The sequence below is a fragment of the Kangiella shandongensis genome, assembly GCF_020005365.1.
Lineage (GTDB): Bacteria > Pseudomonadota > Gammaproteobacteria > Enterobacterales > Kangiellaceae > Kangiella > Kangiella shandongensis.
On sequence record NZ_JACNML010000002.1, the window covers coordinates 318,817 to 336,908 of the forward strand.

Below are 18,092 nucleotides of genomic sequence, written 5' to 3' on the forward strand. Positions count from 1 at the left end.
TTAACCGCCTAGCTCATCATCAGCAACAAAGTAGCGAGGGTCCTCGGCAGCATTCTTTTCCACCAGATTACCCGCTTTCTTTAGTAGTTTGGTACAGTCTGGGCTTAAGTGCAATAAGTGCAGCTTTTTACCGGCGCGCTCATAACGCATCGCCAATGAATCGATCACCTCGATCCCTGAATGGTCCCAGACCCGCGAATTTTCGAAGTCCACATACACTTCATCCAAATCCGTACGTGCCGAGAACTGTTCGGCGAAGTGTGTGGTCGAGCCAAAGAACAAGGGCCCACGCACTGTGTAGAACGCCTTGCCGTCTTTTTCAGTACGACGAACACGCACACGCTTGGCACTGGTCCAGGCGAAGACTAATGCTGACACAATCACACCAACGATGACCGCCATGGCCAAGTCAGTAACGACCGTGGTCACAGTCACAATGACCAAAACCAAAGCATCTGGCCCCGGCACTTTACGCATAATACGGAAACTGGCCCACTCGAAGGTACCTATAACCACAATAAACATCACGCCAATGAGCGCCGCCACCGGAATTTGTTCAATCCAGCTCGACGCGAACAAAATAAAGCATAATAAGGCCAATGCAGCCACGATTCCCGATGTACGCCCACGACCACCAGAGTTGACGTTAATCAAACTCTGACCGATCATGGCGCAACCGCCCATACCGCCAAAGAAACCCGTCGCCGTATTGGCTAAACCTTGCGCAAAACACTCACGGTTGCCCTGGCCCCGTGTTTCGGTAATTTCATCAATCAGACGCAAGCACAGCAAGGACTCGATCAAACCAATCGCGGCCAGAATCAGGGAATAAGGCAAAATAATCCATAGCGTTTCCAGCGTCATAGGCACGCTCGGAATATGGAACTCAGGGAAGCCACCGCCAATTTTGTCATTATCGCCAACCGTCACCGTATCCACACCGCCATAAGTCGCCATGGCATAGGCAATAAAGGATACTGAAACAATTGCCACTAATCCTGCAGGAATGGCTTTGGTAATTTTTGGCATAATGTAGATGATGAACATGGTCAACAGCACCAGGCCAAACATAATCCATAAATCAGAGCCCTCAATCCAGGCCACGTCGATACTACTGTCCTCAAGAAAAGTACCGTGCAACCAACCTTCTTCACCACGCACGCCAAACTGTTTTAGCTGCGACAGGAAAATCAGGATTGCCAGGCCATTAACAAAACCCAGCATCACAGGATGCGGTACCATACGGATCAGCTTGCCCAGCTTCATCCAACCGGCCAGCATCTGAATAATCCCCATCAGCACGACTGTAGCAAAGAGGTATTCGACACCATGATCCGCCACTAGAGCGACCATAACCACAGCTAAGGCGCCGGTTGCACCGGAAATCATACCCGGTCGACCGCCAAATACTGACGTAATCAAACCCACCATAAAAGCAGCGTACAAACCAACCAATGGCTCCACGCCAGCCACAAATGCAAAAGCCACGGCTTCTGGCACCAGCGCCAGCGCCACAGTCAATCCGGACAACAAGTCGTTTTTCAGACTCGATGTCTTATTCACTATCAAATCAATCATCTTTTCGCCTAAACAGGAAAATTGTCCCAGAACGGGAGGTTAGATCTTGTTGAGCCTTTATAAAAGGTCAACAAGCTCCAGGTCAGCTGACCTATGGAGGCGCGCATTCTACAGAAAAGGCCCATTATTCTCAAACGATAACGGCCTTCGCAAGAAACACGCCCACACTCAATTGTTATCCGGCACCACGTTTCGTTGTTCCTTTTCGCTAGCCATTGCCGCTGTTAACACCTTCTTCATGGCTTCGCTCGGTGCCATATCCAGCTCTTTAACCTTATCCTTGTCCATAAACAGTGTAAAACCACCAATTTGGTAACTCAGAGGAATATACACAGCGATCAAGTCCGAACGTTCGCCTAATCTGATATCGTCACTGGTGACAAAACCAATCACCTCAGCGCCCTCCTGAACCTCAACCAGTACCGTTTTTTGCAGCTCCTCTTTTTTCGACGGTGATAAAAAACGCACCATGTCATTTAGCGCGTTATAGACTACGCTCACCACCGGGATTCGCTCCATCAACTGATCCAAGCCACGAAGAATCAGCTGTCCCAGGTAAAACTTAATCAATAGCCCCAAACCAAAGATCAGTAAAATGCCCAGTATTAACCCCAACCCCGGCCAATACATGCTCTCTGGCATAAACAGCAACAATAGCTTGCTTAAATAAGTTTCCAGCGTCGACACCAGCCACACGATAATGGCTATGGTTAAAACGATGGGCAGGATCGCAAATAAGCCCTGCAAGAATATTTTACTGAGAGTTTTCATATAGCCCTTATACTCTTCGTTGCTCTTTATGATTGTTCGGCGAAGTTTTTAAACTGCTGCATATAGTGTCGTGTCTGATTGGGAAATGCTTTTTTCATAAAAAAACCCATCAGCTTCATTCCCAAACTGGTAAACCTGAAGTGGTTCTTTGTCGCCCAATAGGTTTGTTCAGCACCCACCGCCTTAAATTCATTCTCAACCGTATTAACCACACCATCCGTCTCATAAGTTGCAGACAGTCGCTCAGGTAAATGCTGTTCGGTAATGGTCTCAATCATTGACAACTCCCGCTTGCCCATAAGGTAAACCAACTTGTTTTGGCAACCGACCTGACCCAGCTCGCCACTCAAATGTTCAAAAGCCACCATCTCCGGCTGCCATTTTTTTAGATTATCCACGTTTGTAAATAATTCTACGACCTCTGAAAGCGGCTTATTGATAACAATATCCAACTGATATTCCATCATAACTCCTTAGTTTTCAAGACACTCGGCTGCTACCAGTCTATAACGGTTACCCGGCAAATCCTAGTGAAAACCCTGTCTATGACTTGTAGGGAGAATGATCGAAGTAGTCCTTCCAGCGAAGTTGTAACCAGCGGTCTTCTTCTTGCAAAGCCCCAGCAATCGCTGCTCTAAACTCCGGATGAAATACGTAATGACGTGAATGGGTCTTAACAGGCAAAAAACCTCTGGCCAGTTTATGCTCTCCCTGTGCGCCCGGCTCAAAACGCTTCAGGCCATGCTTGATGGCGTACTCGATACCGCGGTAATAACAGGTTTCAAAGTGCAGAAACTCAACCTCTTCCGTACACCCCCAGTAACGTCCAAACAGTGCATCCTGCGAGCGCATAAAAAAGGCACCAGCGATAACCTTGCCCCGATATTTGGCCAATAACAATAACGTCTGCTCAGGCATGGCCCGAGCACACTGCTCAAAGAACCTAACCGAGAGCTGAGCCCAGCCCCCTTTCCTATCGAACGTATTACGATACATCCGATAGAACAACTGCCAGTCCTCAGTAGAAGCCGTATGTCCATTGAGCCAGCAGAACTGCCATCCCTGCTCTGACTCATCCTCTAGAAAAGGACGACGCTCCCGCAAGATATTCTTACGCTTCTTAGCTTTAAGGTGGCTCAGAAAGTCATCAAAAGAGCCGTACTCCTGATTGTGCCAATGAAACTGAATATCCCAACGCTCCAGCATCTGCTCGCATGAAAAGTCAGAGTATTCCTCTGGTGTAATAAAGTTAACGTGCCAGCTGCTGAGATGATTTTGTTCAGACCACTGAACCGCAGCCTGTATCAATGCCGCCCGCTCCAGAGACTGGAGGGAGCTGATAAGCCTGGGACCGGTTACGGGCGTCATTGGGACAGCGGTCAGAGCTTTTGGATAATACTCAAGGCCATTGCGCTGAAATGCATCGGCCCAGGTCCAGTCAAACACATACTCGCCGTATGAGTGACCTTTAATATAATTAGGCATTACTGCTACCAGCTTGTCATCACGATAAAAGGCCAGGTGGCATGGCTGCCAGCCTGATTCGGCCCCCACAGAAGCAGAATCTTCCAATGCTTTTAAAAATGCGTGTTGGACAAAAGGGTGGTCGGCATCAGCAGAGTCACCAGCGCTCAATAAGTCCTGCCAATCTTTGGCATCTATTTCATTGATGGATAAGGCAGGCTTTAAAGTTATTGGTTGAGACAAAGGCTGGCTGATCAATTAATTGAGAGTATCCTGATTGTAACCAACAACAATAGATAGAATAAAGCCCGAACGTTGGTGGATAACGTTCGGGCCTGGATAGGAATATTTGGGTAATAAACCTAAACTAACAAGTACTTTTTAATGAAACTAGAACAGTGTGATTACTAGCGCTGAAACAACCACGACAGCAATTACAGCTACTAATGCACTTTCGATATACTCGCTCATCATCTTCTCCTTTAAGATTTCGACCGTAAGTGTTTGCCACGTGATGAATTATATGCCTTCTCTATGACAGTTTTAAGACATTTTCACAGGATATTTTTTAACCTTTCGGATTAGTTTTATTTATAAAATGCAGGCATGCAATGAATATGCACGAGAAATGGTGAGAGCCCTCACAAAAACAAAAGGGTCACCGCTAAAGTGACCCTTTTTTGATGCAAAAGCGACTATATGCTAAAGAGACAATTATTGAACTTGTTCAGTAAAAAAAACAAACTTTAATTTGCCCCAGATACAAGTAACCCAGCCGTAGCTGGGTTATCTATTTTGTGTTCTAAAACTTGTTAACAGATTATAAAACACGTTTCCTAAGTTGCTATTTGTGACCGTCGTCACAAACTAGACAGTACCGCTCCAAATTGGTAATGTCAATAAAAAACCATAAAAGGGAACCACCATGGCACAACCATATTTGCTCTCGCTAGACCTTGGAACCTCTTCTATCGGCTATACTGTTTTTACGCTTGATGAAGACATCCTGCCTACCGATCTTATTGATTTAGGTGTCAGAATATTTTCTGATGGTCGCGATCCTAAAACCAAAGAACCGCTTGCCGTTAGCCGTCGTATCGCTCGTGGTATCCGCCGCACACGTGACCGAGGACAAAACCGTGTCAGGCGTTTAGTCAAAGAACTTATTGAATTTGGCTTACTCCCTGCCAACGAGCAGTCACGGAAAAAAGTATTCGACGAAATATGCCCTTATGACGCACGCCATAAGGCAGTTAACAGCAAAGTCGATAAAGAAACTTTGGCGAGAGCCATTTTTCACATAGGCAGACGTCGTGGCTTTAAGTCCAACAGGCTGGCCGGGGATTCGGAAGAATCCGATTACAAAAATAAAATTAAAGAACTACGTCAGGAGCTTGGCGATAATACGCTGGGTGAATACTTATACGCCAAACTTCAGAATAATCATAAACTGGCCCAAAAAAAGCGCCCTATCGAGCAAAAGGTCGTTCGCTTTAGAGGGGGTGAAACTGAGTTCTATGCCGATCGAAAAATGTACAAAGACGAATTTGCTCGAATTCGTGAAGTTCAAGGAAACCACCATCTAACCGATGAGCAGTGGGATGCCTTGTATGAAACTGCTTTCTGGCAATACCCCTTAAAACCCGTTCCTAAAGGTAAATGCCGCTTCTATCCAGAAGAAACCCGCGCACATATCGACCTACCGATTAGCCATCAATTTCGTATTTATCAGGAAGTGAATGCTCTAAAGTATGTTTCCAAAGGCATTGACCATGAACTTGATGAACGGCAAAGGCTGGCGCTTTATGATGAATTAAACGTCAAGAAGACTCTCAGCTTTAAAGGCATATTGAAACTGAAAGATGAACACGGCTCACCTTATTTCCCCAGCGATGCGACTTTTAATCTTGATGTCAAAAGCCGCTCAGGAAAGCTATATGGCAATAAGGTCATGTGTGATCTGCGAAAACCCGAGTATTTGGGCAAACTGGCAGATGAATTACCAGAAAAACAACTAAATGACATTATTCACTATTTAATCGAGCCTTTGAAAAAGGTTAACGACAAAGATGTCGTAGTAGAAACTCCTGAACTAAAAATCTGGTTAAAAAACGAACTCCCAGCTTTGAGCGAAGAGCAGGTATCTAAACTCTGTGGCTACAGATTTAAACGTGACACAGCATCAGTATCCAGAAAGTTTATGGAACAAATTAACCCAGTATTAAAAAGCACAGGATTAGTCTATTCAGATGCCGTAGCTCGGATTGAAGATGACAAAGGAGAAAAATTTCATCATAGTTTTATAAAACCCAATACATACGACAAACTCCCCTACTACGGTGTCGCCATGCCAGAATCCGTCTGGGGAGATCACCCTGAAATTGATAAAAATAAAAGTCCGGATGAACGTGATGAGGACGCTTATCTGCATGGGAAAATTGCCAATCCAACGGTACACGTTGCCCTAAACCAACTTAGGGTGGTGGTTAATCAAGTCATCGAGAAAATGGGGCAAACGCCGGGCAAAATCCACATTGAGCTTACCCGCGACCTCAAAAACTCAAAAGAAGCCCGCAAGCGTATTGAACAGGCGCAGTCCAAAAACAAAAAGAAAAATGACGAAATCCGTAAATTCTTAAAAGAAGAGTACGATATTGATCACCCGCACCGCGAGGACTTTCAAAAAGTAAAACTGTGGGAAGAGCTGGGAAAACAAGGTGCTAGACACTGTATTTTTACAGGTAGGACGATTAGCGCTCGCCAACTCATGAACGGTGAAGTAGAAATTGAGCATATCGTGCCTTTTAGCCGTTGTTATGACGATGGTATGGTCAATAAAACCCTGGCGTTTAAGAACGTTAATAATCGAAAAGGCAACAAAACGCCGGCAGAAGCATTTAGTGGCGAAGAGTACCAAGCCATTTTAAAGCGAGCTTTAGCCAGCTTTGGGCAGGGGCCTAAATTCGAACGCTTTAAAGAAGATGCTTATGAAAACTTCTATGGCGAAGAAAAAGGCACCATGATTGAGCGCCAGATCAATGACACCAAATATATTACCCGTAAAGCAGCCCAATATTTAAACTGTATTTGTAGCGACGTTATTCGGGTAAACGGGCGTCTAACGGCGGTTTTACGCGACGTTTGGCAGTTAAATCACTTTAAGGATAAAGAAACAGGCCATTATCGTGACGATCACCGACACCATATTGTTGATGCCTTTGTGGTCGGCTTAACCTCAAGGCGCTTAATACAACAGCTTGGCACCAGACGCTCCAAACATGAGCAAAGTGAACGCAATTTATATCACTTCGTTAAACACCGTGTTGATGATATACCCCACCTTAAAGAGCAACTTATGCAGGCTCTGGATAACGTTTACGCCTCCTATAAGCCCGATCATACCGAGCAGGGCTCCATGTTTAATGATACCGCTTATGGCATCGAACACGATGAAGATGGAAACCAATGGTGTATAACCCGTAAAGCGGTCGGCAGTTTAAGCTGGGAAGAGGTCTTCCGTATTCGAGGAAAGTATCAGGGAGAACAACTGCTGGATTATCTGACTGATGGGGAAGGCATTGATTTCGATGTTCAGTCCATCCGTGGGTTTACTAAGCAGTTAAAAGCGCACTTTAAAAACCAGAAAGCGTTTGAAAAGACGCTACAGGAGTACTCCGATAAAACCGGCATTAAGAAACTAAGAATAAACGTACCGAATAACAGCGTTAAACCAATACCAAGTGCTCCGTACAAAGGCTATGGTCTCAACGGCTATGCTTATTGTGATGTCTGGCAAATCCCAACAAAGAAAGATCCCAAGACGGGGAAATGGCTCTATAAATACGAAGGGGCTTTCGTACCTTATGCCGAAATAAAACAATATGACAGACACCCTAAACGCCCTACGGATAAACAAGGACGAAGCCATCCCGCAGCTAAGCGTCTAATGCGACTTTATAAGGACGATAATATTAGACTGACAAATTTGGAGACAGGAGAAATAGAGGTGATGAGATTAGCTGGATACCACGCTTTTGCAAATAAGTTTGATCTTCGCCCTAACCTTAAAGCCACTAACGATGGCCGAAACTTCATATCAATAAATACCGTTTTCCAAAATCACAAAGTTAACCGGTTAAAACAATAAATGCGCTGGAATGTACTGGAAATTGCTCAGAACGGGCGCTATTTAAAGCTCTACCGTGGCTTTCTCCTTGTGATGGATGACAAGGAGGAACTCGGTCGAGTTATTATTGACGAACTGAACTGCCTTGTACTCAGCGCCGAACAAGCCACTCTTTCCAAGCAGATTATAGTCAAACTGGCAGAGCACGGCATCCCGATAATCACATGCGGTACAAATTACCACCCCATATCCATTACTCTGCCCTATTCGGTTCATCACCAGTCCAATAAAGTGATTCATCTTCAAATTGATGCTTCTCAACCGCTCAAGAAAAGACTTTGGCAACGGCTGGTAAAAGCCAAAATTTTTAATCAGTATCGAGTTTTGGACTACTGCGATCCGGCCCAGTCAGCGGAGACATTACGGCTAAAACGTTTAAGCAATAAAGTTCGTTCAGGTGATCCTGATAACTGTGAAGCTCAAGCCTCCAGAATTTACTGGCAGTCATTAATGGGCAGCGACTTTAGGCGCAGGCCACGATCCAGTGATGTCGAAAACAGTGCTTTAAACTATGGCTACACCATTTTAAGAGCCGCCTGCGCCAGAGCCATTGTTGCTGCGGGGCTTAACCCAAGCCTTGGACTCCACCATCAGAATATCAATAATCCCTTCTGCCTGGCTGACGACCTAATGGAGATCTATCGCCCATTAATCGACTTAACCATTCAAACAATGGATTTAGTAGATACACTCACCCCAAGCAATAAAGCAGCGTTAACAAAAGTCCTTCAGGCCGATGTCACGCTAAACGAAGAAACCACAACCGTCAACACTTCGATGCAGAAACTGGCTCAGTCAGTAGTACAAAGCCTTGATAATAAAGAAGTTAGTTTGCAGATTCCAGAATTGGTTATATAATAAACAGTCCGCTAGCAAAAAGGAGTAGCCATGTCACCGGTAAGGTACATTAGTGGTTATAAATTTATGTGGATGATGGTGATGTTTGATTTGCCAACCATGACCAAGGCAGATCGCAAAGAATATACCCGCTTTAGAAATTACCTGCTCGACTGTGGTTTTGATATGTCGCAATATTCAGTATATTTCCGACTGGTCTCGAGCAAAGAACGCGTTGAGCGGTTTGAAGATAAAATAGCCGATCAACTGCCCGAATCGGGTAAAGTTCAGATCATTACCATAACCGACAAGCAATATGAAAACATCAAGGCCTACTATGGTAACAGCCCCGAAACTTGTAAAAAAACAGACCAGCTCCACCTATTTTAAGCGCGTCCGCTTAACTTTTTTCGTGAAGCCAGCCTGTTTTTCTCTTTCCTTTCAAAGGCTTAGCGACGTTCTATTATAGCAACTTAGGAAACGTGCTCAATCCGCAACACTACCTTCCCAGGTATTTATCTTTTTGCCATTATAGCAACTTAGGAAACGTGCTCAATCCGCAACGCCAATAGGCGAAAGGCTTTACCCTATGATATTATAGCAACTTAGGAAACGTGCTCAATCCGCAACATCATGGACGGGATAATGAGCGAAGTTAACATTATAGCAACTTAGGAAACGTGCTCAATCCGCAACGCGCGAAGGCGTCTTACTCAGTTGTCCGAAATTATAGCAACTTAGGAAACGTGCTCAATCCGCAACCACAATTACGAACTAGTCAACAGCAATGATATTATAGCAACTTAGGAAACGTGCTCAATCCGCAACCTTCTGTCGTAGCGTAATTTAGGAGATCCAATTATAGCAACTTAGGAAACGTGCTCAATCCGCAACAAGGCAGTCTGGTTTGTTGGCCCGCTCGAAATTATAGCAACTTAGGAAACGTGCTCAATCCGCAACGACCGTACCGCTTAAGTTCAATTGAAGTTTATTATAGCAACTTAGGAAACGTGCTCAATCCGCAACCAGGGAAGTCAGATCTAATTTTATTCCAGTATTATAGCAACTTAGGAAACGTGCTCAATCCGCAACTGTCTGGATCTGTTTCAGGCACCATACGCGATTATAGCAACTTAGGAAACGTGCTCAATCCGCAACGGGCCAGTTCATCGGGTTTATGGCGATCAAATTATAGCAACTTAGGAAACGTGCTCAATCCGCAACTGCCACGCGTTAACGCTGCGCCGCCCGTGAATTATAGCAACTTAGGAAACGTGCTCAATCCGCAACTACTGCATTTGGGCTATCACGAGTTGCGTAATTATAGCAACTTAGGAAACGTGCTCAATCCGCAACAACAACGTGCAAATTGCTCAACAAAATACAATTATAGCAACTTAGGAAACGTGCTCAATTCGCAACCAGCCGCTAAGAAGTTATCTACCTCTTGTATTTTAAGTATTAAAAAAGCCACCCGAGGGTGGCTTTGCATCATTTCAAAGTTGATTTATTCAACATCTTGTTCATCAATCAAGCCACGGCTGATCATTAAATACTTTGGATCAGCTTCTTTACCGCGGAATTTCTTGTACAGTTCCAGCGGATCCTGAGTGCCACCCTTCGATAAGATGAACTCAACGTACTTATCCGCTGTTTCCTTATCAAAGATGCCATTCTCACGGAATGCCTGATAGGCATCGGCAGCGAAAATTTCAGACCAGATATAGCTATAGTAGCCCGCTGAATAGCCGCCGCTGGCACTTGAGAAGATGTGGTTAAAGTAAGTCGAACGATAACGTGGCGCTATCTCAGGGATAAGTCCCAGCTCATCGAGTGTCGCTTTCTCAAAGGCGTCAGTATCTTTCAGGTCCTTACCGTCCAGTGTATGCCATGCCATATCTAACAATGCAGCAGCCATATACTCGGTAGTGGCAAAGCCCTGATTGAACTTAGAAGCTGCCTGGATCTTGTCGATCATCTCTTGTGGGATGACTTCACCCGTTTTGTAATGCTTAGCAAACTTCGCCAATACCTCTGGTTCCAGCATCCAGTTTTCTAGTACCTGTGATGGGAATTCTACGAAGTCGCGAGGTACTGAAGTACCCGTTTGCGACGGGTAGACACCATCTGACAAGAGGCCGTGTGCCGCGTGACCGAACTCATGGAACAAGGTGCTGGCCTGATCAAACGTCAACAAAGTTGGCTCATCGCCGACTGGGCGTGGGTAATTCAGGACATTAACGATAATTGGTTTAACGAATTCACCATCTTCTGTGACAAACTGCTTACGGTAAGAGTTCATCCAGGCGCCACCACGCTTACCGTCACGGACATAGTGGTCAGTCAGATAAATACCGATCAACTCACCATTCTCGTCAGTCACTTCGAAGGTACGCACATCTTCATGGTATTTCGGCAGGTCAAAGCGCTCTTTAAAGTTCATACCGAATAGCTTATTCGCCGTATAGAACACGCCCTGTAAAGTGCTTTCCAGTGAGAAGTATGGCTTAACTGCCGCTTCGTCTAATGAATATTTTTCATTACGGATTTTTTCCGCATAGTAACGCCAGTCTGAAGCCTTTAATTTAAAGTCTCCGCCTTCGTTCTCGATCATTTCCTGCATCAGAGCACGTTCAGCTTTCGCTTGCTCCAGAGCTGCCGGCCATACTTGATTCAACAAGTTATAAACATTCTCAGCATTCTTCGCCGTACGCTCTTCCAGAACAAAGTCTGCGTGAGTGTCATAACCTAATAACTGTGCTTTTTTGGCACGAAGTTGTGCTAATTTTGCAGCATTTTCTTTATTGTCATGCGCATTGTCGTTGTCACCACGGTGTGTATAGCCATGATACATTTTCTCGCGTAATTCACGGTTGGTCGAGTACATCAGGAAAGGCGTCTTACTCGGGCGGTGTGTGGTAAAGACCCACTTGCCTTCATGGCCACGCTTCTCAGCGGTATCTGCTGCCGCATCAATTAAGCCCTGCGGTAAACCGGCCAGGTCATCTTTGTTATCAATAACCATTTCCCAGTTATTGGTCTCAGCCAGCACATTTTCAGAGAAAGCTAACGCCAGTTCCGTCATTTCTTTATTAAGCTCACGTAACTGTTGCTTCTCCTCATCATTAAGCTTGGCACCACCGCGAACGAATGACTTATATTTTTCTTCCAATAGACGCATCTGGTCTTCGCGCAAACCGAGCTCATCACGCTGCTCATACACGGCTTCAACACGCTTGAATAAGTCCGCATTAAGATTCATATCATCACGAAAAGCGGATAGTTTCGGACCAATGTCCTTCTGAATCTTCTGTAACTCAGGGTTGGTATTAGCAGAAGTCAGGTTATAGAAAACGCTGGAAACTTTGGTTAATAAACGACCACTGTATTCAAGCGCCTCAATGGTATTTTCAAAAGTCGGCTCATCTGGGTTATTGACGATGCTGTCAACTTCCGAGCGCGCCTCAGCTATGGCTTTTTCATAAGCTGGCGCAAAGTGTTCGTCCTTAATTTTATCGAATGGAGGCATGCCGTATGGCGTGTCCCACTCCTGGAAGAAAGGGTTAGTGCCGTCCGCACTCGCTTCTTTACTTTCTTCGGTTACCTTATCTGCAGTTTTTTCTGCAGTATCTGTCTGCTCTGTTTGTGCAGCTTGTACTTCTTCAGTCGCTGTAACTTGCTTATCGTCACTATCATTACAGCCGACGGCCAATAAAGCCGATACAATAGCTGCCCCAAGGGTTAGTTTTCTCATATAGTTACCTATCTTGTTTATCATTAAGGCTCGCAACTGATCTTTTATACGTGGTCTATATCAAATAGGCAAGGAGCAACAAACAGGAAGACCGATGAAAATGTAACAAAATTCAACAGAGAGCATTATGCCCTCTGGGTTAGCGGCTTGATTCGGTAAGCGCAACGCCTGGCGCCTTCGAGCATATACTCGACCCGTTCGACATCAGCCTGTAAGCATTGCTTAAAGACTTCCAGCTCGGAACGACAAAAACCCTGGCATGCCTGAGCTGCGGCGCAGATGGGACAGTGGTTTTCAACCAGCAAATACCCCTCCTCGTCTTCTTCCATGCTCGCCATATACCCTTCCTGACTGCGTATATCGGCTAAAGCGATGACTTTATCTTTGAGGTTTTGGTGTTGCTTTAAATGTTTCTGATAATCTTGTAATGACTGCTTTTCTCGAACCGCGATCAGCTGTTCCATGGCTTCCCCGCCCAGAGTCTGCTGGATACCGGTGATTAAACTGAGCGTTAAATCAGCGTGACGATCGGGGAAACGGCTATGTCCTTTATCGGTCAGCGACCAGAATAACTTGGGACGTCCTCTCCCCTGTGCTTTTTTGCGGCTGAAGACCAGCTGTTGCTCCTCAAGCGACAATAGCAACTGCCGAGCTCCCATCATGGTTATACCCAACAGTTCGCCCAGCACCGTTGCGGTCTGCTCGCCACGGGTCTTTAATAAATACAATATGCGCTCCGAGTTACTCTTATCCATATTGTTATCAGGCACCTGACACCTCCTCCTGATGACTGTTCATCATGACTTGCTGTTGCTGCCGCGTCATTAACATCACCACTACCGAGGCCAGCACCAGTACCGCGCCTGTTAATATAACCCAGCGCGAACTGAGAATGCTCAAAGGTCCACCTAAGCTGGCAATAATGACGTTGGTCACACAAAATGTGGAGGTTTGCAGCCCCATAACCTTACCCTGCCCGAGATGACCGAAATACGTCGACAAATACGTCGGCACCATGCCGTTTGCAATGGCAATGACTACACCAATGCATCCAAAAATGATGAAAACCAAGCCCTTGCCGGCAAATGGCTGAATTATTAAAGCAAGACTTAACAAGGCGCCACCAACCACCATCAGGCTAATCTCGCCAAAGCGCGCATTGAGCCTACCAACCCACAAACTGCTGACAATGATCATGCACGCCGTCAGTGCAACTGTTGCCCAGGCGATGGTTTGGCTATTTGCATCAAGATAATCAACAAACCACACCGGATAAAAATCATAAAAGGCATTGAGCCCCATAGAGTACAAAAAGTAAAACCAGAAAATCGGCAGAATTTGACGATTTTTTAATAACGTCAGGGAGTTATTGCGTTTAATGATCTGCCAAAACGGTATCGGTTGCGTATCGCTTCTCTGTTGGCGACGTTCAATCGTGAAAAATACCAGTGCAAAAGCAACACCAATCCCCAGTGCGGCAAAAAGAAATACCGTAGACACGCCATATACCACTAAGAAACCACCAATCACAGGACCAATTAACCAGCCAGAATAAGTCGCTGCATAGGTCATGGATATGGCTTTGGTACGCTCAATATGGGGATGCAACTCTGCTGCAATAGCTCGCGCAATCGACATGTTCCCTTCACATACTCCAGTCAAGAGTCGGGCCAGAGTAAACCCAATAAAGGACTCATAAATGACCGCGAACGCCGTTAATAAATAACCAACACCACTGCCAAACAAGGTAATAAGCAACACCTTGCGGCGACCATAACTATCGGACAAAGCCCCCACAAAAATATTCCCGATAAGCAAGCCCAGAGGATAAAACGCTAAGGAAAAGCCTAGCAGGATCTTAGGATGAATCCCCATAAAGTGTGTTAAATCATTCGGTGGTGCATCGAGAAAATAAGGTGCTAACACAGGGTATGGCAACGCAATCCCGGCAGTGCCCAGCACCGACAGCAACATAACGCTGATTAATACCCAAACCGCTTTTTGTTTTGTCATCTTAAGTTCACTTTCTTTTTACGCGACAAGCATATTATCCGGAAGGACCACGAATTAATAAACCATTTGCTTTATATAAAGTATCAATAACGCCATCAAAAATATCTATGGTCGTCGTATTCAGCCTGTATTAATTCAGGATCAGCGACTATACTCTCTGTATGATATGCTCCTAATAACATAAAGAAATCAATATGCTATGACACTCCATAAACTGCTGCTAAGTAGCTTAACTTTATTCTTCGTGCCATTAATTCCTACACAAGCCAACGAAGAAACGGCTCTGAAAACCTGCGCAAGCAGCCTCAAGAGCAAAGAGGTTTCTACAGCAGTGACTATCTGCAAACAGCAGCTCAAGGCATCTTACGCGCAGGATAATACCGAGCAAAACGTTCGTATTATGCTGCAGCTTGCCAGTCTATACAGCCAACAAGGAAAAAAAGCGGAACGAGGAAATCTGTTAGGCCAAATTCGCAATAGTCAGCCTTTCGAGCGCCACAGTGATATTCAGTACGACTGGTATCGAGCCATGGGAGCAGACTATCTACATGATGAAAACTTCCAAAAAGCGGAAGACTACTTCCGAACGGCCTATAACATAGCGCAACAACTGAGTGACATTAATAAGAAATCTCGAAGCGCAAACGATATGGGGCTGGTCCACTTTAAGCAGAAAGACTATAAAGCCGCTCTGCTGTTCTACAAAGAAAGTCTCGAGCTTAAAGAGACCATCGGTAACCAATATTATATTGGCACCACATTAAATAACCTTGGCCTACTGAACAGACACTTAAAAGACTATTCTCAGTCTATTCACTACTATGAGCAGGCACTGGAAAGTTTTCTCGAATATACCGAACAGGAACACTTCGATCAGCGAGTATTCAACAACATCTACCACCTCTACGAAGACCTTGCTGTCACTTATAGCTTGGCAGGAAGGAGTGATAAAGGAGACATCTACACGCAAAAAGTTATCAACACCATTACCAAAAAACTCCGTAACAACGAAAAAGTTCGAGCGCTAAAAAATTTAGCCATAATCCATATCGAGCAAAAAGACGCTGATGGCGCTGAGACGTTCATTGAGCAGGCAGCCGAATACGCGACGGGTAATAACAAGTATCTAGCTGAGATAGACTACATCAAAGCGAGTATCGCACATTTACGCCACCAGCATGATCAGGCGAAAGTGCTCCTGCAACAAGCCACCCCTCTGGCTAAAAACAATGATAATAACCTGTTACTGGAGCAAATCTTTTATTTGCAATACACTATGGCCCTGGCCGACGGCCGCTTAACCGACGCCATAGATGCCCAGTCTCAGTCCTATCGCTATAAGGAACTCAACCTCAAGAAGCAATATCAAAGCGACTTACAGGTTATTCAGGAACAAATAAAGAAAGAACAGGTTGAGAGGCAGCTAGTTACCGAAAAGCTGAAAAGCCAGGAACAGAAAAACCAGATCCAGTCCTTATCAAATACCGTACTAATCATCTCCCTGATCCTGATTATCGTGGCTTTCTCAGCGAGCTTTGTTATCTATCGCAAAGCCAAGGAAAAGCAACGACTGGTTGAATCCATCCAGTCACATAAAGAAAAAGTGTTGTTGCTAGAATCAGAGCATGATCAGGAAACGGGTGACGCTTCAGCAGAGAGGGAAGACGATAATCTGGGTTTCAGGCAATTGCTGGTGGAGTTGCTGATTGAAACCTTAGCTCTATGGGAGAAGACAACTCAAAGTGATCGCATCGAGCTGGCTGAAAAAAGTGGAATATGGAAAGTTTCGATCGATGATGGACGTTTAAGAACCCGTTCTTTGGATAAGTACATTGATATCAATAAAATCCCGCAACACCCTCGTTGGCGAAATGTTGTCAAAACCAGCCACTACGTATTGGCCGAATGCCCACTTGATAGTGATGATCGGAATGCTTTAGAGAAAAAGTTAGAAAAAGTGATGCAACTGGTAAAAATGCGCTCCATAAAAAAAGCCCCTGGCGGCATCAGCTAGGGGCTGGCTCCTTCTCTTAAAGCTTGCATTAAAGCATGATTAAAACTTACTTAATTCAGCTTCAACAGGCTCGGCTTCCTTGACAGGGTAAACACAGTCAAACGCAATGCCCTGGGAGAAATCATAATAATCATGGTGGCCCGTTGCCGCATCCATATTATCGACAAAACTGCTTGGCCCAGTAAAACGTGCGGTTAAACCATTGGGGTACGCTGCAGCGTGTAATATGGCGTAAGCGTTGCAGGTCATAGTTCCCGCTAAGGCCGCCTTATAAAAGTGGTCGATTTGACCGCACGTTTTGGCTGTCACCAACTCAACACTACAAGTACCTTCGTCTTTTGTTTTCGAACCTTTTTGCTCTAACTTATAATTAACCCAGCCTGCGTAGTCAAAAAACTGTCCGTAATAATTATACGTTGAGTTCACCTCTTCACTGGTCAGCGAATACGAAGTTGCGACAGCCAATGTTTCACCTGAATGCAAGGTCGTATCCGGTAATTCATGCGCCTGTACGCTAACACTCATCCCATAAGCAAAAACGGTTAACAATAATGCTTTCATCAGTTTTACTATCTCCTCAATAAAGTGAGCGAGTTTACCCCCGCGACCACCAATATTATTATTTACAAATCATTCCAGTGTCAGTGGCCTCACGCTGAGCCACATAACCTGCTCACAATCATATCGTTTTAACCTTAGGCTGTCCGATAAAACACGGGTAAAAAACGGGAAACTTACTTCTAAGCCATTGTTTTTATTACCCCCTCAACAGCTCCCGTCCCAGCCCAGTAATTTAGCAGATTTTCTATGCGGCATTTGCTATAGTAAAATGGTCTTAATGACAATCTACAGGAGGTTCGTATGTCACGTTTACTCTATCAGGCCGAGCACCTGGCTGAACTGGAAAATACCTATGAAGATCTTCGTATTTCCGGTGTTTCCGATGATCACCTGCACGTTATTGCCAAGAAACAGGGGAGAGTTCTCCGCCGGGGCCTTAACGCTGCGAATAACTGGTACAAAACCGATATCCTTAACGGTGCCAGTAAAGGAGCCATCATCGGCTTTTTAGTATCGATCGCTATGGCCATCATCTTTTTTGCCACTAATGCGTTTAATGGAAATTATGGCATTCTTGGGATCTTCGCTACCTTGGTAGTGTTCACCGGTTTTGGTCTGTGGCTTGGCGGCTTCATTGGTCTACAGTCGAAAAACCATGCACTTAAAAAGTTCTATCATCTGGTTGATGAAGGAAAGTACCTGCTGCTGATTGACTTAACACTGGCCGAAGAGTCGAAAATCAAGCAGATCATGAGCACTCGCCACCCGGACTTAACGTTACTCAGTGATCACGCAGAAACAACCATACCGATGAAAATAATGCAGCGGATGCACTAGCTCTGCTGTGTAAAACAGACTGGTAGTCAGGGCCGTACTGCCGTTCTTAAAATAAGCACATCATAATAGGACTTCTA

The 18,092-nt window shown here is 45.0% G+C and carries 13 protein-coding genes and 1 CRISPR repeat array; of the genes, 5 read left to right on the forward strand and 8 right to left on the reverse strand.

The features are described 5' to 3' along the window. The 4 genes from H7708_RS03310 to H7708_RS03325 all read right to left on the reverse strand — a co-directional run bounded on the left by H7708_RS03310 (position 1) and on the right by H7708_RS03325 (position 4,056). The gene (locus H7708_RS03310) at positions 1–1,578 is read right to left on the reverse strand and encodes a SulP family inorganic anion transporter (RefSeq protein ID WP_223669047.1); all 1,578 of its coding nucleotides are present in this window, start codon (positions 1,576–1,578) and stop codon (positions 1–3) included. 168 nt (positions 1,579–1,746) lie between these two features. Continuing rightward, positions 1,747–2,349, reverse strand: coding sequence for a DUF502 domain-containing protein (locus H7708_RS03315; protein ID WP_223669048.1), 603 nt, complete (start codon positions 2,347–2,349; stop codon positions 1,747–1,749). Between the two features lie 26 nt (positions 2,350–2,375). After that, positions 2,376–2,813 (reverse strand): SRPBCC family protein, encoded by a 438-nt coding sequence (locus tag H7708_RS03320; protein WP_223669049.1) that lies wholly within the window; start codon positions 2,811–2,813, stop codon positions 2,376–2,378. A gap of 79 nt (positions 2,814–2,892) precedes the next feature. Further along, positions 2,893–4,056 carry a GNAT family N-acetyltransferase gene (locus H7708_RS03325; RefSeq protein ID WP_223669050.1) on the reverse strand — a complete coding sequence of 388 codons (1,164 nt, stop codon included), beginning with the start codon at positions 4,054–4,056 and terminating at the stop codon, positions 2,893–2,895. Positions 4,057–4,738: 682 nt separating this feature from the next. Between H7708_RS03325 and cas9 the strand changes: the two genes are divergently transcribed. The 3 genes from cas9 to cas2 are packed head-to-tail and all read left to right on the forward strand — an operon-like array spanning position 4,739 to position 9,226. After that, positions 4,739–7,960: a type II CRISPR RNA-guided endonuclease Cas9 gene (cas9, locus tag H7708_RS03330; RefSeq protein WP_223669051.1), complete on the forward strand. Its 3,222-nt coding sequence runs from the start codon at positions 4,739–4,741 to the stop codon at positions 7,958–7,960. Next, positions 7,961–8,857 (forward strand): type II CRISPR-associated endonuclease Cas1, encoded by an 897-nt coding sequence (gene cas1, locus H7708_RS03335; RefSeq protein ID WP_223669052.1) that lies wholly within the window; start codon positions 7,961–7,963, stop codon positions 8,855–8,857. Between the two features lie 30 nt (positions 8,858–8,887). Then, positions 8,888–9,226, forward strand: a complete 339-nt coding sequence (gene cas2, locus H7708_RS03340; RefSeq protein WP_223669053.1) for a CRISPR-associated endonuclease Cas2 — start codon at positions 8,888–8,890, stop codon at positions 9,224–9,226. 72 nt (positions 9,227–9,298) lie between these two features. Beyond that, a CRISPR array of direct repeats spans positions 9,299–10,258; the repeat unit is 36 nt; unit sequence ATTATAGCAACTTAGGAAACGTGCTCAATCCGCAAC. 85 nt (positions 10,259–10,343) lie between these two features. On the opposite strand, the gene H7708_RS03345 is transcribed toward cas2, so the two are convergent. From H7708_RS03345 to H7708_RS03355, 3 genes are all read right to left on the reverse strand, one after another. Continuing rightward, a complete protein-coding gene (locus tag H7708_RS03345) occupies positions 10,344–12,590 on the reverse strand; it encodes a M3 family metallopeptidase (RefSeq protein ID WP_223669054.1) in 2,247 nt (748 codons plus the stop codon). 125 nt (positions 12,591–12,715) lie between these two features. Next, positions 12,716–13,360, reverse strand: a complete 645-nt coding sequence (locus H7708_RS03350) for a helix-turn-helix transcriptional regulator (protein WP_223669055.1) — start codon at positions 13,358–13,360, stop codon at positions 12,716–12,718. Further along, a complete protein-coding gene (locus H7708_RS03355) occupies positions 13,353–14,603 on the reverse strand; it encodes an MFS transporter (protein WP_223669056.1) in 1,251 nt (416 codons plus the stop codon). The genes H7708_RS03350 and H7708_RS03355 overlap by 8 nt, the downstream gene beginning before the upstream one ends. A 199-nt stretch (positions 14,604–14,802) precedes the next feature. On the opposite strand from H7708_RS03355, the gene H7708_RS03360 reads away from it, so the two are divergent. Continuing rightward, entirely contained in the window at positions 14,803–16,617 is a 1,815-nt protein-coding gene (locus H7708_RS03360; RefSeq protein ID WP_223669057.1) for a tetratricopeptide repeat protein, read from the forward strand. Positions 16,618–16,656: 39 nt separating this feature from the next. On the opposite strand, the gene H7708_RS03365 is transcribed toward H7708_RS03360, so the two are convergent. Beyond that, complete coding sequence (locus H7708_RS03365) at positions 16,657–17,178, reverse strand: hypothetical protein (RefSeq protein WP_223669058.1); 522 nt, start codon at positions 17,176–17,178, stop codon at positions 16,657–16,659. A gap of 300 nt (positions 17,179–17,478) precedes the next feature. Between H7708_RS03365 and H7708_RS03370 the strand changes: the two genes are divergently transcribed. Then, positions 17,479–18,015, forward strand: a complete 537-nt coding sequence (locus tag H7708_RS03370) for a hypothetical protein (RefSeq protein WP_223669059.1) — start codon at positions 17,479–17,481, stop codon at positions 18,013–18,015. Positions 18,016–18,092: the final 77 nt, after the last annotated feature.

Excerpts from the sequence above, each read along its gene's own strand:
- cas9 (WP_223669051.1), top strand. The coding sequence starts at position 4,739 with ATGGCACAACCATATTTGCTCTCGCTAGACCTTGGAACCTCTTCTATC.
- H7708_RS03365 (WP_223669058.1), bottom strand. The coding sequence starts at position 17,178 with ATGAAAGCATTATTGTTAACCGTTTTTGCTTATGGGATGAGTGTTAGC.
- H7708_RS03345 (WP_223669054.1), bottom strand. The coding sequence starts at position 12,590 with ATGAGAAAACTAACCCTTGGGGCAGCTATTGTATCGGCTTTATTGGCC.
- H7708_RS03360 (WP_223669057.1), top strand. The coding sequence starts at position 14,803 with ATGACACTCCATAAACTGCTGCTAAGTAGCTTAACTTTATTCTTCGTG.
- H7708_RS03315 (WP_223669048.1), bottom strand. The coding sequence starts at position 2,349 with ATGAAAACTCTCAGTAAAATATTCTTGCAGGGCTTATTTGCGATCCTG.
- H7708_RS03355 (WP_223669056.1), bottom strand. The coding sequence starts at position 14,603 with ATGACAAAACAAAAAGCGGTTTGGGTATTAATCAGCGTTATGTTGCTG.
- cas1 (WP_223669052.1), top strand. The coding sequence starts at position 7,961 with ATGCGCTGGAATGTACTGGAAATTGCTCAGAACGGGCGCTATTTAAAG.
- H7708_RS03310 (WP_223669047.1), bottom strand. The coding sequence starts at position 1,578 with ATGATTGATTTGATAGTGAATAAGACATCGAGTCTGAAAAACGACTTG.
- cas2 (WP_223669053.1), top strand. The coding sequence starts at position 8,888 with ATGTCACCGGTAAGGTACATTAGTGGTTATAAATTTATGTGGATGATG.
- H7708_RS03370 (WP_223669059.1), top strand. The coding sequence starts at position 17,479 with ATGTCACGTTTACTCTATCAGGCCGAGCACCTGGCTGAACTGGAAAAT.
- H7708_RS03320 (WP_223669049.1), bottom strand. The coding sequence starts at position 2,813 with ATGGAATATCAGTTGGATATTGTTATCAATAAGCCGCTTTCAGAGGTC.